This is a genomic window from Vibrio sp. 10N.261.51.A4 (genome assembly GCF_041471945.1).
GTDB lineage: Bacteria > Pseudomonadota > Gammaproteobacteria > Enterobacterales > Vibrionaceae > Vibrio > Vibrio crassostreae_C.
Genome location: NZ_JBFRPJ010000029.1, coordinates 1 through 12,788, shown reverse-complemented (window position 1 = coordinate 12,788; position 12,788 = coordinate 1). Strand labels below are relative to the sequence as shown.

The window sequence follows — 12,788 nt, the reverse complement described above, 5'->3', positions numbered from 1 at the left end:
TGTACGTTAAAGCTTATACACGTACATAATAAGTAAACAAGGGGATGAGATGAATCATCAATATCAAGTGACGATCTTTCGTGCAGAGCAGTTACAAAAGCTGCGTAATGTGAGGATTCTATCCCCTAGTATCATTCAGATCATTACAGGAAGTAAGCGCCTGTTTTGGAAAGATTCAGTGGCAGAGCTCTCACATTCTGATCTGCTGTTGTGTGAGGCATCAGCTTCACTAAGTTTTGAGAACATGCCCCACAAAGGGCGCTTCTTGTCGCGAGTGTTCAGCTTTCAATTCCAACCTTCTCAGGCGATGCTTGATTTAAGTGAGGAACGGTCGAATGATCTGGGACTGCCTACGGTGAAAGTGGATCGAAACTTACAAGACTCACTCAATGCGTTGTTTTCGTTTGATACACAGAGCATGAGCAAAGAGACTCAACAGTTTTGGCTGCAGGGCTTGTACCAGCAATTGGCTGAAAAAGGGGTGTTGCATCTATTGTTTGCCAGTGCCAACGTCTCGTTTAGCCAAAAGCTTAGCCATTATCTTTCACATTCACCAGATGAGAAACATCCGCTAGAGTCGGTGGCGGAGCGTTTTGCGATGAGCCGAGCGACGCTGATTCGAAAACTCAAACTGGAAGGTATGCAATATCGTGAGGTATTAGCTGAAGTTCGCTTGAGTCACGCGCTTTATCTGATGCAAAACGGACAACAGAACGTGGCGATGTTGGCTCAGTCTTGCGGTTACCAATCGGAAGGGCGTTTTAGTCAGCGCTTTAAAGGCAAGTTTGGTTTGTCGCCAAGTGAATACATCAAAACCGTCGTCAGCCATAGAGTCGCGAGCAAATAAAGTCGCGATACCATAATCATTCTGTTTGCCTAAACGCTCACTTTCTTATCTCGTGCTGCCAATGCCGCGAAAATCGTGCACGCAAAGGCAACAGATGCGACCAACAGAATCGGCACACTCCAAGAATCTGTCTGAGCATGAAGCTTACCCACCAGCGTTGGGCCAGTGGCTGCCAACGCATAACCGATTCCCTGAGCCATACCCGACAATGATGCGGCTTGGCTGCTATTCGATGTACGCAAGCCAACAAAAGAGAGCGCGATAATAAATGTCGAGCAGTTGGCTAATCCAAACAGTCCCACCCAAAAGATCGCAAACTCAGGCAAATACAGAAGACCAATCAATCCAACAAATACACTCGATGCACACAGAGTGATGAGCCATTGTTGATTGTCACTTTTGGCTAAGAATGGCAGTAACAGCAGCCCTGGAACCATAGTCGAAAATTGCAGAAATCCATAAATGTAGCCCGCGTCGATTTCGCTGTAGCCAAGATCGTTCAATATCTGTGGCAACCAGCCAGCCAAAGAGTAGAAGGTAAATGAGTTAAGCCCAAGCGCTAACGTTACTTGCCACGCTACGCCGCTTTTAATCATCTGTTTCATCGGCAGAGGTTTGTCTTGTTGCTTGTTATTGCTGGCCGAAGATGAGCGTTTTCTGATTTTAGGCAACCAGATCATCAAAGCTAATATTGGAAATACCAAGTTCATTAACAGCGCTAATTGCCAACCCGTGATCGTAAATAAGGTTAGATTTGAAAACGGCACCATCAAACTTGAGCCTAACGTCGACCCGATGCCCATCGTAAAGATGTACAGAGAAGTCACAGTAGCGATGCGTGTCGGGAAGCTAACTTTCACTACTACAGGCAACAACACGTTACCAATCGCGATACCAAGTCCAATCATTACTGTGCCGATGTATAACGTCGGAATTGCTCCAAAAGAGCGCAGTGTAATACCCGTAGTGATCAAAACTAAGCCTAAGAGCAAGCTTGGTTCTAGACCAATTCGTTGGGATATCTTGGTGACTAATGGTGAAAATAAGGCAAAAGTTAACAGTGGCAAAGCTGTTAAGAAGCCAGCAGCCGACGACGTAAGGTTGAGGCCTTCCATAACCTGAGAAAGCACAGGAGCCAAGCTCGTAAAAGGCCCACGAAGGTTAAGTGCTAGGAATAGAATCCCTAACATGACGAAAATGCTATTACGAAGAGAGGCGCTCATAGGTTGTTCTACTGTTTGCTTATGAGAAGACAGGCTAGCCTACAGATCATTGAATGATTACACAAATACCGTTTAAATAGGTTTACTAATGATTGAACCTGCGCAGTACGCGCTTAGCCAGAAAAGTCACCCATGACTGTATTAAATATCGACAAGCTCATCTCGGACTTCCCACTGCTTCAACAATTGATTGCATTGGAAGAAGTGGTTTGGTTTAACCCAAATGTGACGACTCTGGAGCGCGGTTTGCTTTATGTGGGATTAGGCGAACAAGATATTCACGATGCGAGCATGAGGCTACAAAGGTTTGCTCCTTATCTAGCCAAGGCGTTTCCTGAAACTCAAGCGACCAATGGCATCATCGAGTCTGAGCTTATTGACATTCCATCTATGAAATCAGTATTGGAAGCGCATTATCAGCAGTCTATAAAAGGGCGTTTGATGATGAAGAAAGACAGCCATTTGCCAATTTCAGGTTCAATCAAAGCTCGCGGTGGTATTTATGAAGTACTAACGCATGCCGAGAAGCTTGCGATTGAAGCCGGGTTGCTGTGTGAGAGCGATGACTATAGTAAGTTGCTCGAACCTGAATTCCGTGACTTCTTCCAACAATACAGCATTGCGGTAGGATCCACGGGTAATCTAGGCATGTCGATCGGTATCATGAGTGCCAAATTGGGTTTTACGGTCTCTGTTCATATGTCGGCAGACGCGAGATCTTGGAAGAAAAGCAAACTTCGTGAGCATGGCGTCAACGTTGTTGCAAATATGAGCTGCTAAAAAGATAAGTCATGATAGAAGAGTGTTGTTTATAGCTTGTACACACTCTTTCTCACCTCTAAATCCCACCTTAATTCAAACAATAACTTGCGCAGATCGTTATCCAAAACACACATTTTATAAATTAAGCTTCTTAGATGTTCTAACTATCAGTTAGGTTGAGTGGCATTCAACTTGATAGGGATTGAGCAATGCAGACGGACAAAGTGATACAGACAAGACACATAAACACACCAGAAAAATTACTCCAGCGTTTAGATGCGATTGGGGAGTCTTTGGAAGCATCGGGTAAGGCTCATGCTTTGCTGGGATTGGGCTCAGTAGGTATTGAAACAGAACGACTTGATCAGTATTCAGATGTCGATTTTTTCGCAATAGTGCAAACAGGGCACAAGCAGTATTTCTTAGACAGTTTGCATTGGCTATCTGATATTCACTCAATCGACTACGCAGTGAGAAATACCGTCGATGGCTATAAAGTTCTGTACGCTGACGGAATCTTTTGTGAGTTTGCAGTGTTTGAACCCCACGAGTTAGCGCACATTCCGTTTGCTGAAGGGCGTATTGTTTGGCAGCAACATGAATTTGATACACAGTGTTGTGTTTCACCAATAAAAGGGGAGACAGACACTAATTCCCAAGATTGGATCATTGGTGAGGCTCTAACCAATCTTTATGTGGGTATGTCTCGTTATAACCGAGGCGAAAAGCTGTCGGGCAGTCGGTTCGTTCAATCTTACGCACTCGATCGTTTGATCGATCTTGTGGATCAAACTGAACAGTCTGAGCCTGAATTCGTTGATGAATTTATGTCGGATAGAAGGCTAGAAGCACGCTTCCCTAAGTTTGCCCAATTGCTACCAACCTTTACCCAAGGCTACGAGCGCACCGCTGAATCGGCACTTGCCCAACTAGCATTCCTCAACACCCACTTCGCAGTCAACCAAGCCATGTGTGACCGAATCTCTGAACTGTGTTCCAGTAAAGATTAAGCTTATAGCGTGTGAATCCCCAAGCCTAACTGACACCACCTTTCAGATGATAAGCGGCGGGCAACCTAATTGAGCTCTCGAATTATTATTCTTAAGCACTAAACCCGTACGCTTTTGTTTACTCTTCAAGACCGTGACTGTTCGTGTTTACTCCGCTTATCACTGGATGTCGTCAGCCAAATAAAATACAATCGAACAATGTTTTATTAATTCGTGCTTTATCATTATGATGAGAAACTTACTCATATTCATCGTTAGCCTGTTCTTCTTAACAGCCTGTTCTTCAACGAGTAATCATCAGCTAGACGACGAGACATTGAGCAACGAAGACGCTATGTCGAAAAGTATAGAGGGAGAGAGTAATCTCGAGACTTCAAAGGATACAAACGCTGAGACCAGCGTTGATTCTTCCCATGATTCAATCGTTAATCATCAACCACTCACTAACCTTGATTCAAATAAAGACACGATAGCTCACGCCAATGCAGAGCCAGAATCAGTGGAGCCTTCTCAAATAGAAGCGACAGAAACAACGGAAAGCGATGCTAAGAGTGGCGGTGAAAAAGGCATCGGAAGCTATTTTATTCGTCATAATAAACCGACTAAGACGGTGATTAAATCACTAGAGGGCGTGACAGATGCATTGAACGTCATGACGTTTGGGATATTTGCCACCGGTAACGGTTAAATCGTTAACTTAGAACCACAACCTAATAGATAGAATGAAACGTGAAGGCGAGCCAGATGGTTCGCCTTTTTTGATCTTCTAAATCTGGCCACCGTTCTTCCTAAGAATCGTGCTCACTTATCTGAGCGCTGAGTCAGGCGACGGTTAACGTAAATAGGAATTATTAGTTCTGGAAGGGAGTCGCCGAATTTACCCTGTTTGACTTGTTATATGCATCAAGGGTTCTAATACTCATCCCAAAGTAAGCAATGAAATCTAATCTTACAAAGACAAGCCTTATATTCACTTACGAGCATAGTAAGATGTTTGCTGTTAAGTAGGTTTAGGTTTAGTTATCAATATTCTAGGGAAGAAAAATGAAGAATAAGAGTGTGTTTTTAAGTGTCGCGATGGTGATATTGTCAGCTCATGCAAATGCATCAGATGCGAACCATGAGTCTGTATCAGATGGAGTTATCGCAGAACAAAGAGCGAAGCTTTCTGAAAATACCCAAGGGCAAGGTTTTGGACCGCAAGCTCCACGAGATTTGGGTTCATTAGAAGGTAAAAATACTAGGCTGTTCTCGGATGCCCCTGATTCAACAGCGATGAACTTATGTAATATTCACTTCCATAAAAATGCTGAGCATAAAGGTGGAGAGTTTACTCAATACGCTGGTAACGGTGATGGTAAGGGATTCCAGAGTGGCTTTAAATACACAGGCAAGCTGAGTTCTGCTGAGCTGAAACCATTTGAGGGCAAGGTTTGTCCGAGCGAGCATGGTTCTTTGCATTCGGGTGACACCATTGAAGTTCACTATGTTTATTCAACGGCGCAAGTTGAACCGGGTGAAACACTGGGTGCTTGTTTTAACGATGCGATTACCAACCCGCAACTGCGTGTAGAAACCCAAGTTTACGTATTAGTGAATGACGACAAAGCACCCGACTTTGAAGCGCTCGCTAAACATTCAAAAGTGAACGGCTTACACCAAGCACCAAACATCCCACAAGATACGGGCTCAGCGATCCAATACGCAGGCTCTACAACGGGTCCTGGTTATAATGAGCAAGGTTCACCTTTCCAAGTAACATGGAGCGTTAGACCACAAGTCGCGAAAGTAAATATCGCGACAGTAGGTAGCTGGTGTGAAGGCAATGACTTTAACGAAGATCACGCCCACGGTGTGAGAAATTTGGTGGTTAACCCTGAGTTGTTATCACCCATTCGTAACGACTAAACGATTCTGGCGAACAAAATGATTAAGGCGATGGGTTCGCCTTTTTAGTTGGATATAAATGCCATCGTTTAAACAGAGACTTGTTTGTTAGTCACAATGGTGCAATTATTTAACGAGTGATATTACTCAGATGCATGTCTTATGATGACTATCGAACAACAGCTTTCTCGGCTGGATCTAAACTTATTGGTGTCGTTAAGTGTTTTAATCAAAGAGAGGAACGTAACGCGAGCTAACGCCAACAGATGAACAGGATGTGGTTCGAATGAACCGAGACACCTACTACTCAATGGCAGCAATTAATGTATCAAAGGGGGCGACCGTCACGTTACCTGAGATCCCTGAAGGCAAGTACATGTCGATGGAAGTGATTACTGAAGATCACCGCATTCAGCCAATGCAATACGGTTCAGGTACGTTTGATCTTTCTACTCATAGCGGTGATCACGTTTACGTCATTGTTCGTACCGACGCGACATTCTCGAAAAATGAAGTTCATGAAATCCAAGATAAAATGAGCATTGATGCAAAAGCGGATGGCGAGTTTACTGCTATGCAAGTGGATGAGAAATCTTTTGAAGAGGTAGAGACGAGCCTTAAGATGGAAATGCCAACAATACTTAAGCGAGATGGCGCTCAAGCGACATTTGGTATGTTTACCAGCCCTGAAGATGCTTCAAAAGAGATGTTTACCAAAGAGAAGTACGCAGTGGGTGCGGCTATCGGTTGGGGTGGCGCGCAGTTAGATGACAATATTTACGAAGTCTCTGGTAACTTCCCAGCAGACACTTGTCATCAGGCAACCTTTGATGATCCTAAGAACCAAGCGTTTTGGTCGGTAACGGTCTACAACAAGCAAGGCTTCATGTTTGGTGAAGTGGCGAACGTAAGCTCAAACACGGCTGAGAAAAATGCAGACGGCACTTACACCGTAAGCTTTGGTTGTGGTGATGATGCAGTAAACAACATCAAAACAGAAAACGATTCTGGTGTGTTTAACTTAGCTCTCCGTCATTACATTCCAAGCCAAAAAGTACGTGATGGATTCCGAGTGCTTCCTTACGTGAAAGCAGTGAACTAATGTTGCGATAGTCGTACAACGATTATAGATGCGCGTTATTACCAAATGGCAATAACGCGCTTTTTTATGGATTCTATTTCATTTCTTGCTTTCTTAAGTGTAGAAACACAAAGGGCGACTCAAAAATGGTCTAACTTTGATTATACGCAGCGAGCCTCAGTTCAAATAAATCAATTAAACCTTTTTCCATCGATACTTTCAGTTGCACCACGCATTTGATCGAATTTAAACCCGCTGACACCTTATGTGATAACGCTTCCAGTTACCTTTTCAGCCTCTAAAGGGAACAAATACCACAACCAGCGTTATAAAAAGCGATAGCCGTGGAGTGTTATGAGTCCTATTTGAGGTGTATAGTTATAGGTAATTCATTGGATTATTGAATATTTAAGTTATCAAAAGATGCGGGTGTTATGAAGAAAAGCGGCTTTACGTTAATGGAATTAATCGTTGTCATCGTGATACTCGGTATTATTGCTGTAACGGCAGCGCCGAGGTTTCTTAATATCCAAGAATCAGCGAGAGAAGCGGTGCTTGAAGGTGTTGCGGGTGCAATGGAAGGGGTGATCACACAAGTAACCTCTAAAGCTATTATCGCAGGGCTTGATCCTGACGCAACAAACCCAGGTGATCAGAGCAACTATGTGATCGATTTTGGTATCGGTAGTGTTGAGGTTGACTGGGGCACACTTTGTCCGGAAAGCCGAGGGGAGTCGGGCGACAAATTGACGATGATCGATTTTATGACCTTATCAGATGATGACAGCTTAACTTCTGATTTTGGTAATCGACACACTGTGATCGGGTATGAATACGACTTTACCCAAGCTGAATTAGATAGTACGAACATAACGGATGCGGATCTAGAGACGCGCCAAGGTTGCTTTGTTCTTTATGACTCTTTTGGCCGAACAAATGGCAGCCAATGTCCTGATGAAGGATGTGAGTGTACAGTTCGTATTGTAAACAACAATTGTTAAACCGAACCCTGTAACTGATTTTAAGACTTCGAATAAAAAGCGCGTTATCGCCAATGGCAGTAACACGCTTTTTTGTATCAGTTTATTGGTTTATCTTAATTTGCTGTTACCGCATCTGCTGGTGGCAAGTCACGCTTCTTAATCACGTAACGTAAGCGAAGTAGCATCAGAGCGGCTGACACACTCAAGCCCGTTAGAATACCAATCCAAAAGCCTTCTTCACCCATTGCTGGAACAATGTGGTCTGTTAAGCCCAACACCATACCCAGTGGTAACGCTAAGCCCCAGTATGAAGCGATAGCTAAGATCATCGGGATCTTGGTATCTTTATAGCCACGCAGAGCACCATTTGCAGAGGTTTGCAGAGCATCACTGAATTGGTACATCGCCGTAAAGGTCAACAATACCGCTGCTGTCGCGCTTATTGTAGGGTCGGTTGTGTAAAGCCTAATGATCCACTCAGGGAACAGCAGGAACATCGCTACTGAAAGCAATGAAATCAACGCTGCAACCAAAATACCGACTTTACTGCGCTCAATCGCGCCAAGTTCATCTTTTTCACCCAAAGCGTGTCCAACACGAATCGTAATGCCAAACGAGATACTCATCGGGATCACATAAGTTAGGCTCGATATATTGAGAGCGATTTGCGCCGCTGCCACATTCTCGGCACCAATACGGCCGATCATCAATGCGATAACCGCAAAGATACTGCCACACACTGCAATGTTCATCCCGATAGGTAAACCTAACCTTAAAAGATGAAGCATCTCTTTTGCTTTTGGCTTAGCGTCTGCAAAGCTGATGATGGTTTTGTAATGATGATGGCCTTTAATGTAGGAATACAGCATTCCCGACATTAGCCAATACACTAAGCTCGTTGCCCAGCCACAGCCAACAGCACCCATTTCAGGGAAACCAAACTTACCGTAGATAAGCACGTAGTTGACCGGAATGTTAATCAGCAAACCAATTACCGAAATGATCATCGGCACTTTGGTGTTGTTCATACCTTCACAGAAGCCGTTCAAGGTGTAGAACAGGGCAATACCCGGAACACCAAAGGCTAGGGCAAACGCATAGTCACTGCCAATTGGAATGATCTCAGCGGCTACGCCAATCCATTCTAAGATCGGTTTCGCACTCACCAAGTAAGCGATAAGCAGTACGCTAGCAATTAATGCCAACCAAACCATCTGGAAGAATTCAACAGAGATACTTTGAAAGTCACGTGCGCCGCGGTGGTAAGCGACAACAGGCGTTAACGCCATAATCACGCCACGCAGTAGCAGCAACACAGGAATCCAAAGGCTGGTGCCAAGTGCAATAGCGGCAAGATCAGCAGGGCTTACTTGGCCAGCCATTGTCGTATCGACAAATCCCATCGCTTGGGTAGCTATTTGAGTCAAAATGATTGGAATCGAAAGATGCATAAGCGCACCCGATTCACGAGTAAAAGGACGAAGTTTCGTTAGCATGGAAGTTCAAAACACCAATATAAATGCACCAGTGATGGCAGGATGGCCGGTGTGCATTTTAGGATGTGCCCCGTTGGACGGGCGACAATATAAACACCTTACCGTATAGGGTCAAGCATTGGCTTTATAGAGTTCAAGTTGCTCTGATATATACCGCCACGTCTTAGCTTCAAATCTAGTGCTGGATAACTCTCCTATTGCCACAATGCCAGCAGAAACACAAATAACCCAATTCCAAGCGTGACTTTTAAAAGTAAGCCAAGAGGGGCTCCACCTTTTGGCGCTTTATTGCAACATCCCATAATCGTTTCCTAGTTATATTGAGCTCGTGAGTTGACCTTAAACCTTCCCCTTACAGTAAGGTCAATAAGTTTATAAAACTTAACCAAATTAACCTTTCTTATCGTGTTGGATTCGTTAAGATAAATCCAAAGTCTGCGATTAGAAGTGTGAGGATAATGTGTTGATAGAAAAGTGGTTAGAGATCGATGGTGATCAGCTTTATTGCTTGTCGACTGATATCAAAGAGTCTCAGGAAACACTGGTGTTGATTCATGGGTTGGGTGAGTCGCATTTATGTTTTGCCGATGTGTTTGACTGGCTACCGAATTACAACTTAGTCATGTTCGACCTGTGTGGTTATGGCTATTCTCCTGCTTCGAATATATCCCACTCAACAGAAACTCAAGCAAATCGAATATTGAAAGCACTCGACTTATTGAGCATCCATGGTTGCTTTCTACTTGGGCACTCTTGGGGAGGCGATACATCGACGTTGATTTGTGAATACGACACGAGAGGCATCGTGCGTGGTTTCATTAATGCTGAAGGCGGACTGCACGAAGAAAGCATCATCCTATCCCAGATTATTGCAGATACATATTCTGAACTAAGCACTGACGAGTTTGCGAGCTGGGTGAAAGGAGAAGGTTTCTCAAAACGTTTTCCCATGGCTTGGGGACACGGAGCAGGTGTTAAGTATCTTTCGTCAGTTAGAAGATGTGAGCCAGAGGTTCTTGGTCAAACCGCCAGTGAAATCTACGGACAACATGCGACTCAAGATATCCGTGGCGTGGTTGGCTGGGGACAAATTTTCGAAAACTTATCCATACCTAAAGTATATTTTTGGGGTGCTGACAGCCTAGAGGGTTGTGAGCGTGCGAAAGAGTTTATTAGTACGTTAGACAACGTTTCATTTGAGGGCGCAAACCACTGGGTGCAAAACGATCCGGCCAAGTTCTATGCGGAAGTAGATAAGTTTATTACTGGCGTTACAAATAGAACCAAAACTTAGATATTCAACAACGATAATAGAAAGTCTATATGTGGATTGTTGGTTAGCTGGTGTCGTCTTATAATTAAGTTTGTGACCACAAGGACTGATTCCAAACAGCAAATTTCATGGAAATCTGTAATTAAGATTGTGACTTACCTGTCAAGCGACCTGAGATCACCTTGATACTCACTTAATTAAGTTTGTGACTAGTAGACTTGGTTGTGAAGTCAACGACCTCGAACCTTTGCTTATGAACTGGACTACCCTAGACAAAACGCCTATGCAATAACACTATTAATCATATGAGGTCGAATAGCCTCACGATCCTTTACAGTAAGCTGAAATGCTTTCGGACTCTCACAAAGTTGATTTTCATCTAGACATATATTGAGTCTTTGAACAATGTACTTCACTAGTGCGTTTCGTGATTTGATAGCCAGGTGTCCGTCGTTCATGCCATAGTCCTCCGCAATAATTTTTTGCTGTGCCGGCTCTAAATAAGGGTTAGGGATGACCTTTATCTCTGCCATTTCGTTCCAGTCGGTATCCCGATCGCGACCATAGTTCGATCTGTCAAGCAGATCAGGTACGTTGCGAAATCGGCTGAGTACAAAATCTCGATACTCGCTACGGTGCTCACAGTAAGCCCGTACATGCCAGCGGATACCATCATTCACAATCGTATGAGGGACAATATTACGTCCGACGATTTTTGGAGTGGAAAGCGAGACATAATCAATATCCACCCGACGCTGTTCACGTGCAGCTTGAATCAGGCTGCGCACAATAATTGGCGATATAGATCGTTCTGGCACCATAAGCACAGCAGATTCTGCATGCCCCATCTCAAAAAAATCAAAAGATTCCACTATCTGGTTTTGCTGGTGTAAGAATGTTAGATATTCGTTTGCAGTACCTTGGCTAAAACGAGGTGAGAAAGATGCAGCAGGTTTGTATCCCTTGATGGAGCGATCTAATTCAAGTGGAGGAGTGTCAAAAAGGTTTTGATATTTATTGATATCGCGCGACGCTTGTTGCCTACCAATTCTAAACGCAGAACATAGATGATTAGTAGTAAGTCGTCCCTCCCAAAGGGCGATAATCTCAATCAACCTAAAGCGAAGCGCTTGATCCCATTTAATGTCCTGCATTATCTCACCTGCATGAAAAGGCTACATATATATGTATACAGTGTATACGTGTATCTAATGTATACATATACTAATATTATACTAAGGATCAATCAATGTCTGATTACCGTTAGATAATAGGCAGATATGCCAACAGATATATCATTGTATAGGCTTGTTTTCGTGCCCCACAAATATTGCCATGTTGACGTTTGAAGGAATAGTTGATGACACATACATCTCAAGATAAGGCCAAAGAGGAGCTCGAGATTAATTATGACAAGCTCTCAGAACAAGTTCTTAATATCAAGCTCATGGAGCCAATCTTCCGTCTTCACATTAACCGCAATAAAGGGGTTAACAACGACGTTAAGGAGGATATAGACCTTGTTGCTGCAACAATGATGTTATTCGACATCGTGTTGCGCGAAATGGATTTCAGTAAAGGGTTAACCTATAAACAATTGAATGGCGCTGCAAATAAAGTCATTACAATGATTTCATCAAGCCTTACCGAAGAGGAGTTGAAGGCAGTGGCTAGCTACTTGGTGGATGGTTTGACAAACCGTAAGCAGAACTACCAGAAGTTCACGGTGGAGTTTTGGCATCCGCTTGAGAATGACCTAGCCGACAAAAACTTCCGTTATCTTGAACCTGTTATTGAATCAGATGCCGGTGAGGTTTACTTCACCCTGACCCAGGAAGGTTCATTGGTGTACTTCAGTGGTCTGGAGGTAGAGAGCCGCATTGGCCCGCTGATCGACCAGTTACGTGTCGAGTTGATGATCCAGCGTGGGGAAACCCGCCGGGCTTTGTTGTTTGCCCGTCAGTTGTTAACCCGGGCATCTGTGCAGAATAAGGAGTTGGAGGATATTCGTTTTCGCATTCAACGAAACAGCCGTACAGTCCATTTCGATGCCGACTTACACCCGATCCTGCTGGACTCGAAAGCCCTGTTTGACCAGATGGCGAAGAGCGACAAAGGGCTGAAGTTCGCAGCGGAGGCAATGTTGGATAAAGCTAGTTGGGTACTGATGGAGTTCTGCTCAACAGCTCCATTGGAACAGCCAATATTAGGTAAACGCCCCATGAA

At 44.0% G+C, this 12,788-nt stretch carries 10 protein-coding genes and 2 pseudogenes; 9 read left to right on the top strand and 3 right to left on the bottom strand.

Annotation, left to right across the window (positions count from 1 at the left end; translation table 11 throughout):
* Positions 1–49: 49 nt before the first annotated feature.
* Complete coding sequence (locus tag AB4384_RS07515; protein ID WP_372129229.1) at positions 50–847, top strand: helix-turn-helix transcriptional regulator; 798 nt, start codon at positions 50–52, stop codon at positions 845–847.
* A gap of 29 nt (positions 848–876) precedes the next feature.
* On the opposite strand, the gene AB4384_RS07510 is transcribed toward AB4384_RS07515, so the two are convergent.
* Positions 877–2,070, bottom strand: coding sequence for a CynX/NimT family MFS transporter (locus AB4384_RS07510; protein ID WP_372129228.1), 1,194 nt, complete (start codon positions 2,068–2,070; stop codon positions 877–879).
* Between the two features lie 132 nt (positions 2,071–2,202).
* Here AB4384_RS07510 and AB4384_RS07505 point away from each other — a divergent pair.
* The 6 genes and pseudogenes from AB4384_RS07505 to AB4384_RS07480 form a co-directional block, all read left to right on the top strand.
* Positions 2,203–2,832: pseudogene (locus tag AB4384_RS07505) on the top strand (D-serine ammonia-lyase); the annotation flags it as partial.
* A 209-nt stretch (positions 2,833–3,041) separates the two neighbouring features.
* Positions 3,042–3,842, top strand: a complete 801-nt coding sequence (locus AB4384_RS07500; RefSeq protein ID WP_065583740.1) for a hypothetical protein — start codon at positions 3,042–3,044, stop codon at positions 3,840–3,842.
* Between the two features lie 226 nt (positions 3,843–4,068).
* A complete protein-coding gene (locus AB4384_RS07495; RefSeq protein WP_029235242.1) occupies positions 4,069–4,530 on the top strand; it encodes a hypothetical protein in 462 nt (153 codons plus the stop codon).
* Positions 4,531–4,886: 356 nt separating this feature from the next.
* The gene (locus AB4384_RS07490) at positions 4,887–5,750 is read left to right on the top strand and encodes a delta-class carbonic anhydrase (RefSeq protein ID WP_017064661.1); all 864 of its coding nucleotides are present in this window, start codon (positions 4,887–4,889) and stop codon (positions 5,748–5,750) included.
* 226 nt (positions 5,751–5,976) lie between these two features.
* Positions 5,977–6,831 (top strand): annotated as a pseudogene (locus AB4384_RS07485) (DUF1214 domain-containing protein); the annotation flags it as partial.
* Positions 6,832–7,268: 437 nt separating this feature from the next.
* Complete coding sequence (locus AB4384_RS07480; RefSeq protein WP_206361188.1) at positions 7,269–7,811, top strand: MSHA biogenesis protein MshA; 543 nt, start codon at positions 7,269–7,271, stop codon at positions 7,809–7,811.
* A 95-nt stretch (positions 7,812–7,906) separates the two neighbouring features.
* On the opposite strand, the gene AB4384_RS07475 is transcribed toward AB4384_RS07480, so the two are convergent.
* The gene (locus AB4384_RS07475; protein WP_372129226.1) at positions 7,907–9,289 is read right to left on the bottom strand and encodes an MATE family efflux transporter; all 1,383 of its coding nucleotides are present in this window, start codon (positions 9,287–9,289) and stop codon (positions 7,907–7,909) included.
* A gap of 460 nt (positions 9,290–9,749) precedes the next feature.
* On the opposite strand from AB4384_RS07475, the gene AB4384_RS07470 reads away from it, so the two are divergent.
* Complete coding sequence (locus AB4384_RS07470; protein WP_102320437.1) at positions 9,750–10,583, top strand: alpha/beta fold hydrolase; 834 nt, start codon at positions 9,750–9,752, stop codon at positions 10,581–10,583.
* A gap of 260 nt (positions 10,584–10,843) precedes the next feature.
* On the opposite strand, the gene AB4384_RS07465 is transcribed toward AB4384_RS07470, so the two are convergent.
* Positions 10,844–11,716: a WYL domain-containing protein gene (locus tag AB4384_RS07465; RefSeq protein ID WP_372129225.1), complete on the bottom strand. Its 873-nt coding sequence runs from the start codon at positions 11,714–11,716 to the stop codon at positions 10,844–10,846.
* A 206-nt stretch (positions 11,717–11,922) separates the two neighbouring features.
* On the opposite strand from AB4384_RS07465, the gene AB4384_RS07460 reads away from it, so the two are divergent.
* On the top strand, positions 11,923–12,788 hold an 866-nt coding region (locus tag AB4384_RS07460), incomplete at its 3' end, for a hypothetical protein (protein WP_372129224.1).

What these genes read in the sequence shown, in the direction of transcription:
- AB4384_RS07515 (WP_372129229.1), top strand. Translation starts at nt 50, where the DNA reads ATGAATCATCAATATCAAGTGACGATCTTTCGTGCAGAGCAGTTACAA.
- AB4384_RS07510 (WP_372129228.1), bottom strand. Translation starts at nt 2,070, where the DNA reads ATGAGCGCCTCTCTTCGTAATAGCATTTTCGTCATGTTAGGGATTCTA.
- AB4384_RS07500 (WP_065583740.1), top strand. Translation starts at nt 3,042, where the DNA reads ATGCAGACGGACAAAGTGATACAGACAAGACACATAAACACACCAGAA.
- AB4384_RS07495 (WP_029235242.1), top strand. Translation starts at nt 4,069, where the DNA reads ATGATGAGAAACTTACTCATATTCATCGTTAGCCTGTTCTTCTTAACA.
- AB4384_RS07490 (WP_017064661.1), top strand. Translation starts at nt 4,887, where the DNA reads ATGAAGAATAAGAGTGTGTTTTTAAGTGTCGCGATGGTGATATTGTCA.
- AB4384_RS07480 (WP_206361188.1), top strand. Translation starts at nt 7,269, where the DNA reads ATGGAATTAATCGTTGTCATCGTGATACTCGGTATTATTGCTGTAACG.
- AB4384_RS07475 (WP_372129226.1), bottom strand. Translation starts at nt 9,289, where the DNA reads ATGCTAACGAAACTTCGTCCTTTTACTCGTGAATCGGGTGCGCTTATG.
- AB4384_RS07465 (WP_372129225.1), bottom strand. Translation starts at nt 11,716, where the DNA reads ATGCAGGACATTAAATGGGATCAAGCGCTTCGCTTTAGGTTGATTGAG.